Here is a 17,462-nt window from a genome sequence, read left to right as displayed (position 1 = left end):
CTACTGTTAAAGCAGTGATTTTAATTAAACTACTTAAAATTAGGAAGTGACCACCATGTCCAAGACAATTGCTCCAATTATCATTGACCAAATTGACGCCCTTTTAACTGACGAACCACACCCGATTGCTAACCTAGCTAACGCAGCAGCGTTGTTGTATAGCGAAATTAGCGACCTCAACTGGGCAGGTTTCTACCTATACGATGCTAATGCTGACGAACTCATCTTAGGTCCCTTCCAAGGCAAAGTTGCCTGCATGCATATTCAAAACGGCCGCGGCGTTTGCGGCACCGCTCTAAAACAGCAAAGTACTTTGCGCGTTGCTAACGTTCACGAATTTCCGGGTCACATTGCTTGCGATAGTGCATCTAACTCTGAAATTGTAATTCCTTTAATGGTAGAAAAGCAACCAATAGGCGTTTTAGATATTGATTCACCTAGTTTAAACCGGTTCAGCGCAACGGATGAACAGGTTCTTAATGATTTTGTTGCTACTTTAATGAAACACATTGACAAGTCCGTTTTGCGTGCGTTAAACTAGCTAGAGTGTAAAATAATGCAGCGGTGGGCGGTAAGCTCGTCAACAGATTGTTGCCTTTTTAAATGGTTAATTAGTACCCTTGGCGGCTGCAAAGGTGAAAATTACAGAGCAATCTGCACGAATACTAAACCCACATTTGTTTATTTTACTCCAACAAAAATAATTTATTGGAGGATTTTTTAATGTCTAGATATACAGGTCCAAGTTGGAAAGTTTCTCGTCGTCTTGGTATTTCATTGTCAGGTACTGGTAAGGAATTGGCTCGCCGTCCTTACGCACCTGGTGACCACGGTCAAAACAACCGTCGCAAGATTTCTGAATACGGTATGCAACTTCGCGAAAAGCAAAAGTTACGGATGATGTACGGTTTAACTGAACGTCAATTCGCAAACCTTTTTGATCGTGCTAGCAAGATGCGCGAAGGTGTTCCAGGTACTAACTTCATGATCTTACTTGAACGTCGTTTGGACAACATGGTTTACCGTTTAGGTTTGGCAACTACTCGTCGTCAAGCTCGTCAATTAGTAAACCACGGCCACATCACTGTGGATGGCAAGCGCGTTGATATTCCATCATACGAAGTTGAAATTGGTCAAGTAATCGGCGTTCGTGAAAAATCAAAAGATCTTAAGATCATTAACGAAGCTGTTGAAGCAGTCGTTGGACGTCCTCAATTCGTTCAATTCGATGCTGACAAGCTTGAAGGTTCACTTGTTCGCCTTCCAGAACGTGACGAGCTTGAAGCAGAAATCGACGACTCACTTATCGTTGAATACTACAACAAGCTATAATAGGAAAACGGCTACGGCCGTTTTTTTATTTACTTTCATTTATTTTGAGGAGGAAAAATGCAACCATTAGCATATCGGATGCGTCCCCGAACCCTTGAAGAAGTGGTTGGGCAAAAGCACTTAGTTGGCCCGGGAAAAATCATTAGCCGAATGGTCAAGGCCAAACGGTTATCTTCCATGATTTTATACGGCCCCCCTGGAACCGGAAAGACTAGTATCGCTAGTGCGATTGCTGGTTCGACCAAATACGCGTTTCGCATGTTAAATGCGGCTACGGATTCTAAAAAACAACTCCAGATTGTTGCTGAAGAAGCTAAAATGAGTGGGACGGTCGTCCTCTTGCTCGATGAAATTCATCGACTAGACAAGACTAAGCAGGACTTTTTGCTTCCCCACTTGGAAAGCGGACAGATTATTTTAATTGGGGCCACTACGGAAAATCCATACATTAATATCAACCCGGCGATTCGTAGTCGTACTCAAATTTTTGAGGTTAAGCCCCTTACTCCCGCTGACATTAAGGAAGCCGTTGAAATGGCACTTCAGGATTCTCAACGTGGGTTAGGTGACCTCCCCCTCCAAATGGATGAAAACGCGTTGCAATTTGTTAGCGAAGCAACCGGGGGTGATCTCCGCAGTGCCTTAAACGCGGTAGAATTGGCCGCTCGTTCCACCTCACCAAGTGACGACGATAAAATCCACCTCACTTTGGAAATTCTTCAGGAATGTCTCCAAAAACGGGCACTCACCCAGGATAAGGACGGGGACGCCCATTACGACGTGATTTCAGCGTTTCAAAAATCAATTCGGGGCAGCGATACGGATGCCGCGCTGCATTACATGGCCCGTTTATTAGAAAGCGGTGACTTAAAGAGCGTAATTCGCCGTCTGCTTGTAATCGCTTATGAAGACATAGGTCTTGCAAACCCTCCCGTATGTCAACGAACGGTCGCTGCGGTTACCGCGGCTGAACACATTGGCTTACCCGAAGCCCGGATTCCCCTTGCTAACGCCGTAATTGAATTATGTGTTTCTCCCAAATCAAATGCTGCAATTACGGCAATTGATAACGCACTCGGTGACATTCGCGATGGCAAAATCGGTGAAGTTCCTGATCACCTGCGTGATGCTCACTATCAAGGTGCAAAAGCGTTGGGTCGCGGAACTGACTATCTTTACCCGCATAATTATCAAAACGACTGGGTTCCCCAGCAATATTTGCCTGATCAATTAAAGAATGCTACCTACCTTGAGGCTAAGGGAAATAGTCCTTTTGAATCTAAAATTTACGAACAGTACCAAAACCTGAAAAAATCACAAAAATCAGGACTTTAATATTGTCTTTTAGGTAAAAGTTATAGTACTATGAATGTGAAGAAACCGAGGCATGCGAGAGGATTGGTTTCATATTCTTCCAACAAACATCTAACCGGGAACCCGGATCGTACGTGAATTGTAGGCTCGTAAGCGAGAAACGTGCAGCGTAGGTATGGGTACCCACCTTGCCTTTTGGGTTAGATCCTGGCCAATCTGAACGGTGTCGTTAGTTCTTCCCCCACATTAGGTGGGGCTTTTTTTATATCATGAAAGTAGGTTATTTTATGCTAATCCCAGGCTTAATGGTTATTTTTTCACTTATTATTTTTTACATCGGCAATTATTTATATCGCCATCAGCACCGAGATTTTATGTTATTTAAACCAACTTCTAATTCGCTTTTAAGCAGTAGTCTACGAGTTATCGGTATTTTACTTATGATCGTTAGCCTGCTGACTTTAATTGCGGGAATTAGTAGCAGTACTCCCCTAATTGTGGCCGGGTTGGTACTTGGAATTGTGTCAACCACGGGCACGCTGCTATTTTTATTAAAATTTTTATAGCAAATTCCTTTTTATTTTCTAATTTTTAACGTACAATTAGTGTAAATAGATAGGGGTGGTTATGTTATGGCTCAACAATATAAGCATATTCTCGTGCCAGTAGATGGTTCTAAGGAAGCAGAATTAGCCTTTCGCAAGGCGGTCGCGGTAGCTAAACGTAATGATGGAGCTGAATTGCATCTCCTTCACGTAATTGATACCCGTGCCTTTCAAAATATTTCTAACTTTGACAACGCAATGGTGGAACAAGTTACGGAAACTGCCAAAAAGACGTTAGACCGTTACGTTGAGGAAGCTAAAAACGATGGTTTGGAAAACATCGCCTATTCAATCGAATACGGTACGCCAAAAGCAGTGATTTCTCAGGACGTCCCCAAAGAATTGCACACGGACTTAATCATGATCGGTGCGACCGGTTTGAATGCTGTTGAACGCTTATTAATCGGTTCAGTAACCGAATACGTCACCCGGACAGCAACTTGCGACGTGTTAGTGGTTCGTACTAGTCTAGAAAACAACTAAATTGTTAGTATAGAGTGACTAAAAGTCGAACTTTTTACGCGACTAATGCTGGAAACTCATCAAATTGATAAATTAAAGCGGCTGGAAAAAACTAAACAACTTTTCAAGGATGCAAAGGTCCTCGAAAAGTTGTTTTGGTGATTTGATTTCAATAGAGCCAAAAGTCAGTTTGTTCCGCTTAACCAAAAATTGACCATGATGCCAAATTTAGGCATCATGGTCAATTTTCAGTTAATGCTCGCAAACTACCAACTTTTGTCCCACTCTCTTTTTAATTTTCCAGCTTAAGGATTAATTACCTAATTCCACTTTTGATAATACTCGCAGTTGACCCAATGCCCGTTAAGTAATCCTGCATCTTGTAGAAAAAAGCTGACGTTCCGGGGACCAACAAATTCAAACCCCTGCGCCTTCATTTCCTGGCAAACTCGTTTAGTAACCGGATGCTGAACCAGCACCTTTGTGTTAGTCCGTTGCTGTAAGTCTAGGGGAACGAAACCTACTTGTGCCCATAACCAGTCGCTGAAGGATTGCTTATGCTGGGCCATTTGCTGGATTATCCGCGCATTATGGATTACTGAGCGAACCTTACGTTCATTTTTAATCATCAGTGGGTCTTGTAAAAGCTGTTGAACCTTAGCTTCTGAATACCGGCTGACCGCCTCAATTTGCCAGTCGTCCATTACAGGCGCCATCTCAGGAAGTTTAGCTAACACCATTTGCATTTTGAGCCCGGATTGAAAAACCTGACGAGTTAAACTTTCAAATAGCGCTTGGTCAGTAAACACGGGCCTTCCCCAAACTTGATCATGATACTTTTTTAACACTGGGCTGACCGTGGCCCATTGACAACTTTCTCGCATAAAAAAACCTCCTTTAGATGTAGTTACTCTAAGGGAGGTTTCTTTATTTATTTTTCTGCTTCTTGATAAAGTTTTTGCTTGCCTAGAATGATGCTTTCGCAGAGGTCCTCATAACTGATTCCCGCTGCTTCTGCCTCTTGTGGCAATAGTGATAGCGGCGTCATGCCCGGTAAGTTGTTTGCTTCAATTACGTAAACTCCCTGGTCATTAACCAAGAAATCCACCCGGCCATAGTTAGTCATTCCCAATACCTTCATGGTTTTTACCGCAACCCGCTTCATTTCGTCATGGACTTCTTCATCGATGTCCGGTGGCGTGATAAATTGGGTCGTCGTACCAGTCTTAAACTTATGCTCGTAGTCATACCAACCATCATTAACCACAATTTCAATTGCAGGCATGGCTTGTTCATTAACTACCCCAAGAGAAAATTCCCGGCCAGTAATGAACTCTTCCACAATGATTTCATCGTCAAATCGGTAAGCATCACGTAACGAATCAGCCAATTCTTCTTCGTCGTGTACAATCATCGTTCCTACACTAGATCCCCCGCTATTAGGTTTAACCACTACTGGAAAACCAAAATCTAACTGAGGATGAATTCCGTCTTCTTCATGGAGAACCACAAAGCGTGCCGTCTTAATATCGTTATAAAGCATGATTTCCTTTGAAATCGCCTTATCCATTGCAATTCCCGATGCTAAAGTTCCGCTTCCCGTATACTTAATATCGTTCAGGTCTAAAACAGCTTGTACCTTACCATTTTCGCCATCACCACCGTGTAATGCGAGAAAAACAAAGTCGGCAGCCCGGAGGATTTCCAAAACGTTTTTCCCAAATAATCCAACCGTGCCATCCGTCCGAAGTTTTTCGATATCAGCATCCGTTAAAACGTCCGTCTGAATTTCGTAGTCCGAATCCGTATTACTAGTCTTAAAAACATCTTCAACAGTCTGCCCTTCTTGTAGATCATATCCCAAGAATAGGTCGATCATCGTTGCTTCGTGGCCTTTAGCACGCAAAGCATCGGTGATTTTTGAACCAGAGGAAAGTGAAACGTTTCGTTCCGTACTCTTTCCACCAGCAAGCACTGCAATTTTCATTTTTTTCACCTCATGTGTAAGATAATTACAAACTTCAGTTTGCTCCGCCAATTATCAAACGTTTTTTGAAACTCAAGTATACCACAAAACAACTTCAAGAATGAGATGAAAATTAAAAATATTGCGCTTAAATTGTAAAATCATTCGAATCTTCTAAATATTCCACCACTGCCTTAGCCATGTTGGAGTTTAGCATCATGGCTTGCAGTAATCGCTGCCGATTAAAAATTGCATTCCACATTGCCTGGGTTTCCCGGACTTGGGTTGATGCCAGGGTGCGCCGCCATTCGCGAAGTTCGATTAATAAAAACTGTTGGTAGACGTCATCTTCTAACAATTGATCAGCAAAATAAACCGCTAAACGCGTTGGTTCACCGTATATTAAAGGGGTGGTGAGTCGGCGGAATTTTTCAATGACCGTTGCCATTAATAAAATTTTATCAGCGCGTAACAGTTCTTCATCACTAGCTAGCTCGTCCAAAACGTTGCCAATGTGAGTATATGCGTGAACCCATCCTTGATTAGCCACAAATCCCCTAGTATCATTTTCCAACATTATATATATGGCTAGTTGCTCGACTAGCTTATTTTTTCGCGCATGGTCGATAAACGCTGCCCCGGCTCGGTCAATATAAATTAACGATGCCAGCATCATCACTGCAAAGGAACGCAAAAAGGCTGCGTCATTTTCTTTTTCATTGATGTGCGCAAATAACACTTGGTCGCTAGTTAGTCGATCAAACGTCCGCACCATCTGTGCCTTAGTTAAAACTTGATTTTGAATGAGATCATTAAAAAGGTAAAAAACCCCCTTATCCCGAATAATTGGGTTGGGCGATCCCAAATGTTGCAACATTAAGTCTAAATCAGCGTCACTAAGCTCTTCTAGTTTTCCCTTCCCCAAGGCTGCCCGAATTCGCTGGAGCAACTCTTCAATGCCGTCCTGATCATCAGGCAATGTCACTGGTTTAACGGTTTGATTCTCGTTAGCAGCATCAATAATTGCCCCTACCGAACGACCTAAAGAGGCAAAAATTTTGCCCTGTTGCAGCCTAACGCGTAATTGTCTTAGCTTCTGGCGGGTCGTTTCGATTGCATCCATTTTTTCGTACTCCTCTTCTTTTTACTACTTTGATTCTAACACTTTCCATAACCTACACGAAGAAACTTGCCGTTACGATTCCCTAGAAAAACTTTCCTTAAATTAATATAAGATTAAAAAATGATGATAATTTATGGTATGATATTTAAATCAGATACTTTTACGAGGGGAAAAGCTGATGAGTTCATTCATTAAAAAGTTTATTCATAAAGAGGATCCTTCCCAATACGAAGATAAGGACGCCAACCTGGTGCGCACGTTGACTGTCAAAGATTTTCTATCTTTAGGGGTGGGAACCATTGTTTCGACCACTATTTTTACACTACCTGGAGTGGTGGCTGCGGAACACGCTGGTCCGGCGGTAGTTCTATCATTTCTAGCTGCAGCGGTAGTTGCTGGTTTAGTGGCCTTTGCTTACGCTGAAATGGCTTCGGCAATGCCGTTCGCCGGTTCGGCATACTCCTGGATCAACGTAATCTTTGGGGAAGGCTTTGGTTGGATTGCTGGCTGGGCACTTCTGGCCGAGTATTTCATCGCAGTAGCTTTTGTAGCTTCCGGGCTTTCGGCTAATTTCCGGGGGTTAATTTCTACGGTAGGCTTAAAATTGCCGGCTGCCCTGGCCAATCCCCTAGGAACCAACGGCGGCATTATTGACATTGTCGCCTTGATTGTCATCCTACTGGTTGCCATTCTACTAGCCTGTGGAACTTCTGAGGCCGCACGGATCGAAAACGCCCTCGTGGTATTAAAGGTTTTGGCCATTATTTTATTTATCATCGTAGGCGTTACTTCGGTTCATTTATCTAATTACGTTCCCTTTATTCCACATCCGCGCGTGTTACCCGACGGTAGTCATTTTGGCGGCTGGAGCGGAATTTACGCTGGAATTTCGATGATTTTCTTATCCTACATTGGTTTTGATTCAATCGCTGCCAACGCTGGTGAAGCTAAAGATCCCCAAAAAACGATGCCGCGTGGGATTTTGGGATCCCTAGCAATTGCGGTAACCCTTTTTGTAGCGGTTGCCCTTGTGCTAGTCGGGATGTTTCATTACTCTAATTACGCAAATAATGCAGAACCGGTCGGCTGGGCATTACGCACTGCCGGACATCCTGCAGTAGCTAGCTTAGTACAAGCAATCGCGGTAATCGGAATGTTTACCGCCCTGATTGGAATGATGATGGCTGGTTCCCGGTTGCTGTATTCATTTGGCCGGGACGGCATGCTGCCTAAGTGGCTTGGTAAATTAAATCGTCATCAATTGCCTAACCAAGCGTTGCTATTTTTAACCGTTACCGGAATTATTATTGGGTCGCTGTTCCCGTTTGCCTTTTTGGCACAATTAATTTCAGCAGGAACGTTAATTGCCTTCATGTTTGTTACGTTAGGAATTTACGCCCTTCGTCCACGTGAAGGAAAGGATATCGCGGTGCCAAGCTTCAAGATGCCATTTTACCCAGTTTTACCGGCGTTAGCCTTTTTAGGAACGTTGGCAGTGTTCTGGGGACTAGATTACCAAGCTAAGTTGTACTCGTTGATCTGGTTTGCAATTGGCTTGGTAGTATACTTGGCATACGGAGCAAGAAATTCGAGGATTAAATAAAGAGAACGGAAGCCACCGGGTAATCTTCGAGGATTAGCTTAATCACTACTTTTGGCGATTAATCGAATGATTGGGGCTAACCGGAAAAGATTGGTGGCTGGAGTTCATTTCAACCATATTGCAGAGAATACCAAAAGGATTAACCACGAAATTTGTGGTTAGTCCTTTAATTTAGTCAACCGAAAGAAGCTTGGGTGCGCAGTTCATTTCGGCTCCGCAACAAGCAACCACACTTAACAAACAAAAAAATTCCTTCTACAATTGGAACCCTTGAGGCGCTCCCATTCTTAGAAGGAATTTTTAATATTTTTAGATAGCAAGTTTTATCTTAGCTTTATGCAAAAATTTCTGGCACCACTTGTTTACCCCGTTTTTCAACTAAATCTTCGTAAAAGGCGGTGTACACTCCGTTACGGTACGGAATGTACCATAGGAAGCCAATTCCAAAGGTTAATACGCTTAGGATAAACCAGCCCAACAACGATAATTGAAGCAGTAAGAAGCGAGCTTTGTAGCCGTTCATCAAGCGACGACTAAACGTAATAAAGGTGACAAATTCAAATTGATCCGTCAATTGCCGTTCTTGTGCGTCCTTGTACAGCAAATACGACTGCGAATACGAGTAAAACTTAATAATCGCGGGAATTACGAACAAAAAGGACCACAGCGTTAAGAAAATAAACTCAAATAAAAAGATGGCCAACGTAGACGTAAAGTATTTCCGAGTAAACGTTTGAAATGGCGCTCCCCACGAAGGAATCCGGGTCCGATTGCGCAACCAATCTAACGTACCGTATTGAATTCCTACCATAAAGAAGGTCGCGATTGCCATTGATAGAAAATCACGCGCCATCCCCGTTCCGGAATATGCAGAATTAACACTCGCTGCTTGATCATAATTTGTAGCCTGACGCAACGTCGCTGGGTCAGTTTGGGTAAATACTACTACGGCAATCCCAATAAAAGTCATAATCATAAAACTAGTAAACGCGGCACTTATAATTGGTAAGATATTGGCTTTAATGGCCGCCATCCAATTTCCTTGATACGTATCCAAAGTACGTTTCTTTAGTGCTTTAATACTTGTAAAATCATTCATTAAACGGCTATTCTCCTCGTTTCAGTCTTAAGCGCACGTTTAACCATCGCGAAATTGCTAAACATGCTAACATTAATACTAACATAATTATGGAAGGAACTACCGGGTTAAGATGCCCCATTGGTCCTGTATCACCCATGACAAATCTAATGAAATTATCAATTCTTTCCCACGTAATTACTTTTTCACTAACCATTCGTCCAATAATCGTGAAAATAACAATCAGCACTAGCGGAATCCCCACTAGGATTGCCCGCTGCTGCCGCCGGTTAAGCAGTGCAAAGAGTGCTCCTAACATCATTCCACCCGCTGCCACTAGGAGCAGAAAAATTAAGTTAGTTAGAATCATTGAAAGGATGTTGAGGACGCCATTCTTATAAAAATGTCCGTAAAGTGACCAATAAAGGGAAACATTCTTACTCTGGTCACCCATTAAGGAAAGCATGTTAGCTAATAATCCATAAATAATGGCTACCCCAGCTAAAACTAAGAGCGAAATTAATTTAGCAATCCACCCCGTTCGCCGAGAGACCCCATTTTGGATTAAAAATGCAAATCGTTCGTAAGTTAGGAAACCACAATAGAATATCAGCACGAGGTTAACGAAAATTGCGCCAAACGATAGCGTCGTTAATTGGGCCCCAATTGTCTCAGCAGTTCCCGTAAAGCCTTTGCCAATTACGTGAATAATGGTTGGCACCCCCAGCATTAACCCGATAATCCACGCGTACGCGATTAGCACGAGGCGTAAATAATTGCTTAAATCATATTTAACCACCGCCGCAATTTTATTCATGAGTTTCTCCCCCATTTGTTAAATTAATAAAAAGCGTCTGCAAATCCATTGGATCGATATTGATCTCATCTGGAATTGGTCGATCATTTAGCGGCCCATACACGTAATTAGCCTTAATCCGTGCTAGTCGATCACTGCCAATGACGTTTAACCCCGCGGTGTATTGATCAACTGCTTGAACAGGCCCGCTGATGGTGTATGCGTTCGCCAAGACCGTTTCCGTTTCGTCGTCAACCACGATCCGCCCCTGGTCCATAACCATTACGTGCTCAATCAATTTGGCAAATTCTTCAATTAAATGAGTAGCAATCACAAAAGTTCGGGGCTTTTCCGCGTAACTTTCTACTAATGCATTGTAAAAAAGTTCCCGGTGGTTAGCATCCAAACCTAAAACTGGTTCATCTAAAAAAACATATTCAGCCGGGACAGATAGCGCCACGATTAACTTGGTAATCGTTCGGTATCCCGTAGAGAGATGGTGAAAAAGCATGGACTCTTTTAGACCGAATTGTTTACTCAACGAATGTGCTAACTCACTATCAAAGCTACCATAAAAATTGGCAGACCATTTAAAAATGTCCTTAACCCGAATATTTTTGGGATAAAGATCCACTTCGCTCATTAAGAATAGCTTTCCCAGTTGCCGATCATTATCACCAATCAATTCGTTATCCAGCTTAATTTCGCCTTCATCAGGCCTAATTCGGTTAACCAGCAAATTCAAAAGCGTACTTTTTCCAGCCCCGTTTCGCCCTAGTAAACCGTATATCTTGTTCGGTTCTAGAGTTAATCCAATTCCATTTAAAACCAAGTGGTGGTCAAAAGTTTTCGTTACTTGCCTTACTTCGATACCTTTCATAACGATTGATACCCCTGTTCAATTAATTTTTTTAACTCTGTTTCGGTGATGTTTAAGCGAATCGCTTCCTTAACGACGCCCACCACGTACTTTTGGTAAAAATTCTGTTGCCGGTCTAAAGTAATTTGTTTACTCGCCCCGGGCACTACAAACATACCGACTCCCCGATGTTTTTCTAAGAGGTTCCGCGCTACCAACTGGTTCATTCCTTTTAAAACCGTTGCCGGATTGATGTGAAACTCCTTAGAAATTTCCGTTGTTGAGGGGATTTGTTCTCCTTCTTTAAAACCACCCGTGAAGATTGCATCTTCGATTTGTTGGGCGACTTGGAGATAGATTGGTTCGCTGCTATTAAAGTTAAAATGCATAAAATCCACCTTCAAATTATATTATTTACTAACCTAATTACTCACGTAACTAACTATATGGGTTCTCAGCCTAAAAGTCAATTGCCGCCCATCGTCTAAACAATTAATTCCCTTACAAGTTGGACCTTTTTCCGTAAAAAAGAGTGGGATCAAAGTCGGGTAGTTTGCGAGCATTAACTGAAAATTGACCATTATGCAAAATTCAAGCATAATGGCCAATTTTTGGTTAAGCGGAACCAACTGACTTTTGGCACACGTTTTGGTTCTATTAAAGTCAAAATACTAAAACCACTTTTTAAAGACCTTTTCATCTTTGAAAAGCATTTTTTAGTTTTGTCCCACTATCCTTACTAGCATTTAGTCATAGCAATGGAAAAGTTCTCCTATTCAACAGGAGCAACCGCACCCTTGAAATGTTTTTTAATCCATTTCTGAGTTGACTTGGACTTTAATTCCTTCATGAGTTTTTTAATGGCTGGCCGATTTTTTTCATCCGGTCGAATAGCAACAATATTACTATAAGGAGAGGCGGAGTTTTCCGTTGCAATCGCGTCCTTTTGTGGATTTAAATGCGCTTGCACCGCATAATTAGAATTAATTACTTCCGCACTGCCCTGTTTATTTTTAAGCAGCTGGGGCATAATTTTTGGTTCGTAACCCGTTTTAAATTGCAATTGCTTAGGATTCTTTGCGATGTCACTAAATTTTGCCTTGGTTAGGTCGGTACCCTTCTTTAAGGTAATTAATCCGGCATCCCGAAAAATTTGTAGCACCCGGCCATAATCCGAAACGTTATTGCTAACCAAAATTTTAGCATGCTTAGGCAATTCCTTTAAAGAATTATATTTTTTAGAATAAACCGCAATCGGCTCCAAGTGGACCGCCCCAGCGCTCACCAAGTGCCCGTGATTCTTTTCATTCCATTCTTTTAAAAAGGGGCCATGTTGAAAATAGTTGGCATCAATGTTGCCGCTCGCGAGGGCTTTATTAGGTAAAACGTAATCCTGAAAAGTTTTGATATCTAATTCGACACCCTCTTTTTTTAATGCGGGTTGGATATGTTTTAGAATTTCCGTGTGGGGAACCGCCGAAGCACCAATCGTGATTTTTTGAGTATTCGCGGATTTTTTTCCGCACCCTGCTAAAAGCAAGATGATTGCTAAGCCACTAACCAAAAAAATTAATTTATTTCTTTTCATTTAACCACTCCTAAACTAATCGCTTATCGATTTTCTTAACTAACCAATCGCCAGTCCACTGTAATGCAAAAACAAAAAGTACGATCAAAACGGTGGCAACTAAGATAATGGCTCCGTTATATTGCAAAAAACCATTATTGTAAGCCAACGCACCCAGACCGCCGGCCCCGATTGCCCCTGCCATAGCGGTGTATCCTACTAACGAAATGGCGGTAACCGTTAAGCCGGAAACTAGCGCAGGCATGCTTTCTGGAAGCAATACTTTGAAAATGATGGTCGATTTTTTGGCACCCATGGCGGCAGCGGCTTCCAAAACTCCGGAATCAATTTCTCGAAATGCAATTTCCACCAATCGTCCAAAAAATGGTGCCGCGGCTAAAATCAGCGATGGCAACGCCGCGGTTGGTCCCACAATGGTATGCACCAACACGTTGGTTACCGGGATTAAAATTACAATCAAAATAATGTATGGAATCGAGCGAAATACGTTTACCAAGAAGGATACCAGCCAATTGATTAGGCGAATCCCCCAATTTTTACTGTTTCGAGTTTCAAAAAGCAGTAGGCCGATTAGGAGTCCCAAGACGGCGGTAAAAATGACCGCCACCAACGTTACCCAAATCGTTTCCCAAGTTGCTTGACCCATTTCATTCCAATCTACGGTACTAAAATCTAAAATACTACTGTTCATCACTAACTACCTCCGTTTCCACCCTTAACTTACGTAGAAAACTTACCGCGCCATCCAATTGGCTTTGGGGCCCGGTTAATTGCACGTACAAGCTTCCAATTGAACCTTCCTGGGTCTGTTTGATATTTCCCGCAATGATGTTCAGCGCCACCTCTGGAAATTCGTGAACCATTTCAGAAACGATTGGCAATTTAGCTTGATCGCCGTGGAAAGTTAACCGCACCACCCGTCCGTTTGGATTCTGGTCAACTAATTCATCCAAAATTATTTCGGTATCTTGCGGAGTTGGATCGGTTTCTGCGGTAATAAATCGTTTGGTTAATGCTTGCTGTGGGTGTTTAAAGACGTCTAATACCGCCCCATCTTCAATGATTTTTCCGCCGTCGAGAACCGCCACTTGGTCACAAATTTTACGGATTACGTGCATTTCATGAGTAATCAAGACAATCGTAATTTTTCGCTTGCGTTTAATTTCTAATAACAAATCTAAAACTTCATCCGTAGTTTCGGGGTCTAGTGCACTAGTTGCCTCGTCTGATAAAAGAATTTCCGGGTCGTTCGCCAATGCACGGGCGATGCCCACCCGTTGTTTTTGTCCGCCAGACAGCTCGCTAGGGTAACGATCTTCCTTTCCAGTAAGCCCCACTAGTTCGATTAGTTCACGTACTTTTTGCTCCCGTTGCGGGCGACTAACTCCCGCAATTTCTAGCGGAAACATGATGTTAGCCTTTACCGTTCGGGACCATAATAGGTTAAAATGCTGGAAAATCATCCCAATTTTATGCCGCTGTTGCGCTAGTGCCGCGCCCGTTAGTTGATTAATGACCACATCATTGATTTTAACTTCACCCGTGGTCGGCTTTTCTAGTCCGTTTAACATCCGAATCAAAGTTGTTTTTCCCGCACCGGAATAACCAATGATGCCAAAAATTTGACCATTTGGAATCGCTAAATTAACATCCTCAATTGCGGTTACTGGCCCCGTCTTGGTCGAGAAAGTTTTGGACACGTTCTTAAATTCAATCATTTCAGTTCCTCCTTCAAACAAAAAAACTTCCGTCCGAGAATAATGACTAAGCACCATTCTCAAGGACGAAAGTTTATCGCGTTACCACCTTGTTTTTCCACCCTTCTCACGAAGGGCAGACTCTGCGGGTCCATCAACCCGTGCGCTATATTGGGCGCTCCCATGATTTGCTAGCACCGGGCTCACAAATCGCTGAAAATAACCAAAGACCATCTTCGATAACGTTCTCGTTCCTTTTTCACCACCCAAGGACTCTCTAAGCGTAGAACCGTAATCTACTCATCTTTTTTTAATAATTTGTTAATACGCTAAAGTATACCTTCCAATATCAAGCCTTGTCAACAACTAAATCACTAAAAAAGAACCCTCCCGGCGAAGTACCTCAGTGCGAGCACTTCCGACGGTGCGGATTCTTTCAATGGCTTAATTAAAAATCGGCATTTTCTTCGATGCTTGCCTTACTATACGAATAGTAATGATAGCGCATCGACATTATCAATCCAATTCCAATCATGTTTCCAATTAACGCGGAACCACCGGCACTCACAAATGGTAGTGGGATCCCGGTCAACGGTAAAAGTCCGATATTCATTCCGATGTTTTCAAAAACGTGGAATAAAATCATCATGATGACTCCGGTAGCTACATAAGCGTAAAACTCGTTTTTGGTGTCAAAAATTACTTGTAAAATTTTGTAAATCAATAAGAAGTACAAACCAATCAGAACAATACTTCCAATGAATCCAAAGTTTTCTCCAATTACGGAAAAAATCATATCGGATTCCCGGACCGGCACGTTAACGTTAGAGACGTTGAAGCCCTTGCCAAATAATTGACCCGAACCAATCGCCTTCATGCTTTGCCAAAGTTGATATCCGGAATTGGTAGTATCCGAAGACGGATGCAACCAGTTATCTACCCGAGCAAATTGGTAACTTTCAAAGCCGATCTTTTGTAATAGGGCTTGCCCCCAAGGAAGCGCCACTAACATAAGCGTCGTACTACCTAAAACTACCATTCCTACGAAGGATGGGATTAAGATCCGCCAGGTTACCCCAGAAACAACTACCAGCCCAATAAAGATTGCAATAAACACCAACATGGTTCCAAAGTCATGCTGGAGCAACAACAGGATTGGAATCGGCAAAGTCCAAAGGGCCATGGTTCCAATTAACCGCCAATCTGATTGAATTGTACGATTTTTTACCCGGTGGTTATAAACCGTAATCACCCGCGCCATCATCAAAATGTACGCAGGCTTCATTACCTCGGACGGCTGAAAGGTAAAGCCCCCAAAGGCAAACCAACTCTTAGCTCCGGTATTTGCGGCGTACGAGCGACTGTACAAGAAGAGCACCAGGATGAGCAAAACAATCCCTGCTCCGTACGCAATTGGTGCTAACCACCAAAGCTGGTCTGCATCAAATTGCATAAGTACCACCACGATGCCGACTCCCAAAAGGTACCAAATTAGTTGGGAGAACACTTGGCGAAATACGCTGGTAGCACTAGTATCGTGCGTAGCAGCTACATAGATCGATGCTAGCCCAATAATGGCCAACATAAGTACCGGAAAGATAATTCCATAGTCAATGCGAGAGCTGTCGTCTTTACGCGCTACTCGAGAATCATTTCTTTCCATCGAAGTAGCTCCTTTCTATAGCGAATGTAAATTAAATTCAGCGATAATCCACTGAATCCCCTCATCAATTGATTTTACTCGCATTTCTCCGCTTTGGTTGGAAGCTACCCAATTCTTATCATTTACTTGAGATATTTGTCCAATCATCCGTTGGTTAACGTAAACTTCGTTAACCGTAGTACCGTTATTGTTAGTTTCTTTGACTTCAATAGCAAACTTTTTTTCTTTTCGTGACATTTTAACTCCTATTTTCTTTCTGCACTATTTTTTGAATTTCTTTTTAAAGAAAATTGATCAGGCACGGGGTCGTAACCACCCCGTACGAACGGATTACACCGCAGAATCCGGGCAATTCCCATTAAAGTGCCCTGCAACGCACCAAAGCGCTTGAGCGCCCCCACCATGTAATTAGAACACGTTGGATAGTAACGGCACGAAGGGGGAAATAAAGGTGAGATCACCCTTTGATATCCGCGAACCAGCATTAATAAGAAGCTCTTCATTATCGCTAACCTTCTAACGCACTAAAAAAGTTAAGTTCTGAATTGCCGTAATCAAACCTAAGAAAAAACTAGCAACGGTGTAGCCTAACGCAATTGAAAGCAAAACAATTAGCATTTTTGCCTGACTTTCAAACCGGCCCATAAACTTATGAAACGGAATTGCTTGAATACACCAAAAAGCCAGTAAAATAAAGAATAAATAACTAATTAACGTAATTATGGCTTGAATTCCCAATCGCTTTCCCTCCAAAATTCATACATATAGTATTGTACCAGAAAATCAAGCTAAGAATAACTTTTTACTCACAAAAACAGCGGTTAATTCGCTCCGCAATTCTGCTCAATTTGTGAAAATTTACCGGCCCATTCCCAAAAAAAACGTTCAGTTGTGAGGAAAAATTCCTCATAAACTGAACGTTATCAATAATAATATTAACTAGCTTTAATGTTTTGAAACGTTGATTCGGTTAATCGCCCGCCGCAAATGAATTTGCGCACGCCGAAGCTCACTATTATCGTGAGCTTGTTGTGCTTTACGGATCGTTGCCTCAGCACGTTTCTTAGCACTTTCAGCTCGCGCTACGTCAATGTCAGCTTGATTTTCAGCAGTATCCGCAACAATCGTTGCCGTGTTATCTGAAAACTCAACAAAACCACCGTTCACCGCCACTACATCTTCAGCTTTGTCATGCTTAATGCGCACTTCGTCAATCGCTAAAGTTGCAATTACTGGAACGTGATTAGGTAAGATTCCCAATTCACCTTCTCTGGTATTGACTACCAGCATGGTAACTTGGTCATCATTATAAATCTGACCATCAGGAGTAACAATACTAACTGTTAATACTGAATTTTCAGCCAATTAGATCCCTC

At 42.4% G+C, this 17,462-nt stretch carries 21 protein-coding genes and 1 other RNA gene; 7 read left to right on the top strand and 15 right to left on the bottom strand.

The features are described 5' to 3' along the window. Positions 1-55 precede the first annotated feature (55 nt). From I6H64_RS01875 to I6H64_RS01850, 6 genes are all read left to right on the top strand, one after another. Positions 56-541, top strand: coding sequence for a GAF domain-containing protein (locus tag I6H64_RS01875; RefSeq protein ID WP_024863027.1), 486 nt, complete (start codon positions 56-58; stop codon positions 539-541). Between the two features lie 182 nt (positions 542-723). Further along, positions 724-1,332: a 30S ribosomal protein S4 gene (rpsD, locus tag I6H64_RS01870; RefSeq protein ID WP_002832106.1), complete on the top strand. Its 609-nt coding sequence runs from the start codon at positions 724-726 to the stop codon at positions 1,330-1,332. A 57-nt stretch (positions 1,333-1,389) separates the two neighbouring features. Then, positions 1,390-2,667: a replication-associated recombination protein A gene (locus tag I6H64_RS01865; RefSeq protein WP_004165449.1), complete on the top strand. Its 1,278-nt coding sequence runs from the start codon at positions 1,390-1,392 to the stop codon at positions 2,665-2,667. A gap of 39 nt (positions 2,668-2,706) precedes the next feature. Next, positions 2,707-2,886, top strand: a non-coding RNA gene (ssrS, locus tag I6H64_RS01860) — 6S RNA. Positions 2,887-3,020: 134 nt separating this feature from the next. Then, positions 3,021-3,212: a hypothetical protein gene (locus I6H64_RS01855; protein WP_232460186.1), complete on the top strand. Its 192-nt coding sequence runs from the start codon at positions 3,021-3,023 to the stop codon at positions 3,210-3,212. A 66-nt stretch (positions 3,213-3,278) separates the two neighbouring features. Then, the gene (locus I6H64_RS01850) at positions 3,279-3,734 is read left to right on the top strand and encodes a universal stress protein (RefSeq protein ID WP_004165450.1); all 456 of its coding nucleotides are present in this window, start codon (positions 3,279-3,281) and stop codon (positions 3,732-3,734) included. A gap of 299 nt (positions 3,735-4,033) precedes the next feature. On the opposite strand, the gene I6H64_RS01845 is transcribed toward I6H64_RS01850, so the two are convergent. The 3 genes from I6H64_RS01845 to I6H64_RS01835 all read right to left on the bottom strand — a co-directional run bounded on the left by I6H64_RS01845 (position 4,034) and on the right by I6H64_RS01835 (position 6,802). Then, positions 4,034-4,597: a DNA-3-methyladenine glycosylase I gene (locus I6H64_RS01845; RefSeq protein ID WP_036685165.1), complete on the bottom strand. Its 564-nt coding sequence runs from the start codon at positions 4,595-4,597 to the stop codon at positions 4,034-4,036. Between the two features lie 47 nt (positions 4,598-4,644). Then, positions 4,645-5,700 (bottom strand): D-alanine--D-alanine ligase family protein, encoded by a 1,056-nt coding sequence (locus tag I6H64_RS01840; protein ID WP_005917685.1) that lies wholly within the window; start codon positions 5,698-5,700, stop codon positions 4,645-4,647. A 127-nt stretch (positions 5,701-5,827) separates the two neighbouring features. Then, positions 5,828-6,802, bottom strand: a complete 975-nt coding sequence (locus I6H64_RS01835; RefSeq protein WP_056985093.1) for a DUF2785 domain-containing protein — start codon at positions 6,800-6,802, stop codon at positions 5,828-5,830. A 178-nt stretch (positions 6,803-6,980) separates the two neighbouring features. Between I6H64_RS01835 and I6H64_RS01830 the strand changes: the two genes are divergently transcribed. Next, a complete protein-coding gene (locus I6H64_RS01830) occupies positions 6,981-8,405 on the top strand; it encodes an APC family permease (protein ID WP_056985091.1) in 1,425 nt (474 codons plus the stop codon). Between the two features lie 334 nt (positions 8,406-8,739). Here the strand turns inward: I6H64_RS01830 and I6H64_RS01825 are convergent, their stop codons facing one another. From I6H64_RS01825 to I6H64_RS01770, 12 genes are all read right to left on the bottom strand, one after another. Then, on the bottom strand, positions 8,740-9,504 hold the full coding sequence (locus I6H64_RS01825) for a DUF975 family protein (protein WP_005917690.1): 765 nt from the start codon (positions 9,502-9,504) through the stop codon (positions 8,740-8,742). Between the two features lie 7 nt (positions 9,505-9,511). Beyond that, entirely contained in the window at positions 9,512-10,300 is a 789-nt protein-coding gene (locus tag I6H64_RS01820; RefSeq protein ID WP_005917693.1) for a hypothetical protein, read from the bottom strand. Next, positions 10,293-11,159, bottom strand: coding sequence for an ATP-binding cassette domain-containing protein (locus tag I6H64_RS01815; protein WP_002832122.1), 867 nt, complete (start codon positions 11,157-11,159; stop codon positions 10,293-10,295). Before I6H64_RS01815 ends, I6H64_RS01820 begins: the two co-directional genes overlap by 8 nt. Next, positions 11,156-11,527, bottom strand: a complete 372-nt coding sequence (locus tag I6H64_RS01810) for a GntR family transcriptional regulator (protein ID WP_002832123.1) — start codon at positions 11,525-11,527, stop codon at positions 11,156-11,158. Before I6H64_RS01810 ends, I6H64_RS01815 begins: the two co-directional genes overlap by 4 nt. Before the next feature lie 383 nt (positions 11,528-11,910). Then, positions 11,911-12,726, bottom strand: a complete 816-nt coding sequence (locus I6H64_RS01805) for a MetQ/NlpA family ABC transporter substrate-binding protein (protein ID WP_002832124.1) — start codon at positions 12,724-12,726, stop codon at positions 11,911-11,913. Between the two features lie 10 nt (positions 12,727-12,736). Next, positions 12,737-13,417, bottom strand: a complete 681-nt coding sequence (locus I6H64_RS01800) for a methionine ABC transporter permease (RefSeq protein ID WP_002832125.1) — start codon at positions 13,415-13,417, stop codon at positions 12,737-12,739. Beyond that, a complete protein-coding gene (locus tag I6H64_RS01795) occupies positions 13,407-14,444 on the bottom strand; it encodes a methionine ABC transporter ATP-binding protein (protein ID WP_004165454.1) in 1,038 nt (345 codons plus the stop codon). The genes I6H64_RS01800 and I6H64_RS01795 overlap by 11 nt, the downstream gene beginning before the upstream one ends. A gap of 427 nt (positions 14,445-14,871) precedes the next feature. Then, complete coding sequence (locus I6H64_RS01790; RefSeq protein ID WP_002832129.1) at positions 14,872-16,086, bottom strand: FtsW/RodA/SpoVE family cell cycle protein; 1,215 nt, start codon at positions 16,084-16,086, stop codon at positions 14,872-14,874. 15 nt (positions 16,087-16,101) lie between these two features. Then, positions 16,102-16,323 carry a DUF2969 domain-containing protein gene (locus tag I6H64_RS01785; RefSeq protein WP_002832131.1) on the bottom strand — a complete coding sequence of 74 codons (222 nt, stop codon included), beginning with the start codon at positions 16,321-16,323 and terminating at the stop codon, positions 16,102-16,104. Positions 16,324-16,331: 8 nt separating this feature from the next. Continuing rightward, a complete protein-coding gene (gene yidD / locus I6H64_RS01780) occupies positions 16,332-16,589 on the bottom strand; it encodes a membrane protein insertion efficiency factor YidD (protein WP_002832133.1) in 258 nt (85 codons plus the stop codon). A 13-nt stretch (positions 16,590-16,602) separates the two neighbouring features. Next, positions 16,603-16,824, bottom strand: coding sequence for a DUF1146 family protein (locus I6H64_RS01775; protein ID WP_002832135.1), 222 nt, complete (start codon positions 16,822-16,824; stop codon positions 16,603-16,605). A gap of 207 nt (positions 16,825-17,031) precedes the next feature. Then, on the bottom strand, positions 17,032-17,451 hold the full coding sequence (locus tag I6H64_RS01770) for a F0F1 ATP synthase subunit epsilon (RefSeq protein WP_002832137.1): 420 nt from the start codon (positions 17,449-17,451) through the stop codon (positions 17,032-17,034). Positions 17,452-17,462: the final 11 nt, after the last annotated feature.

It is taken from the genome of Pediococcus acidilactici, assembly GCF_016127815.1.
Classification (GTDB): domain Bacteria; phylum Bacillota; class Bacilli; order Lactobacillales; family Lactobacillaceae; genus Pediococcus; species Pediococcus acidilactici.
The sequence above is the reverse complement of the archived record's forward strand: the minus strand, read 5'-3'. Positions and strand labels throughout refer to the sequence as shown.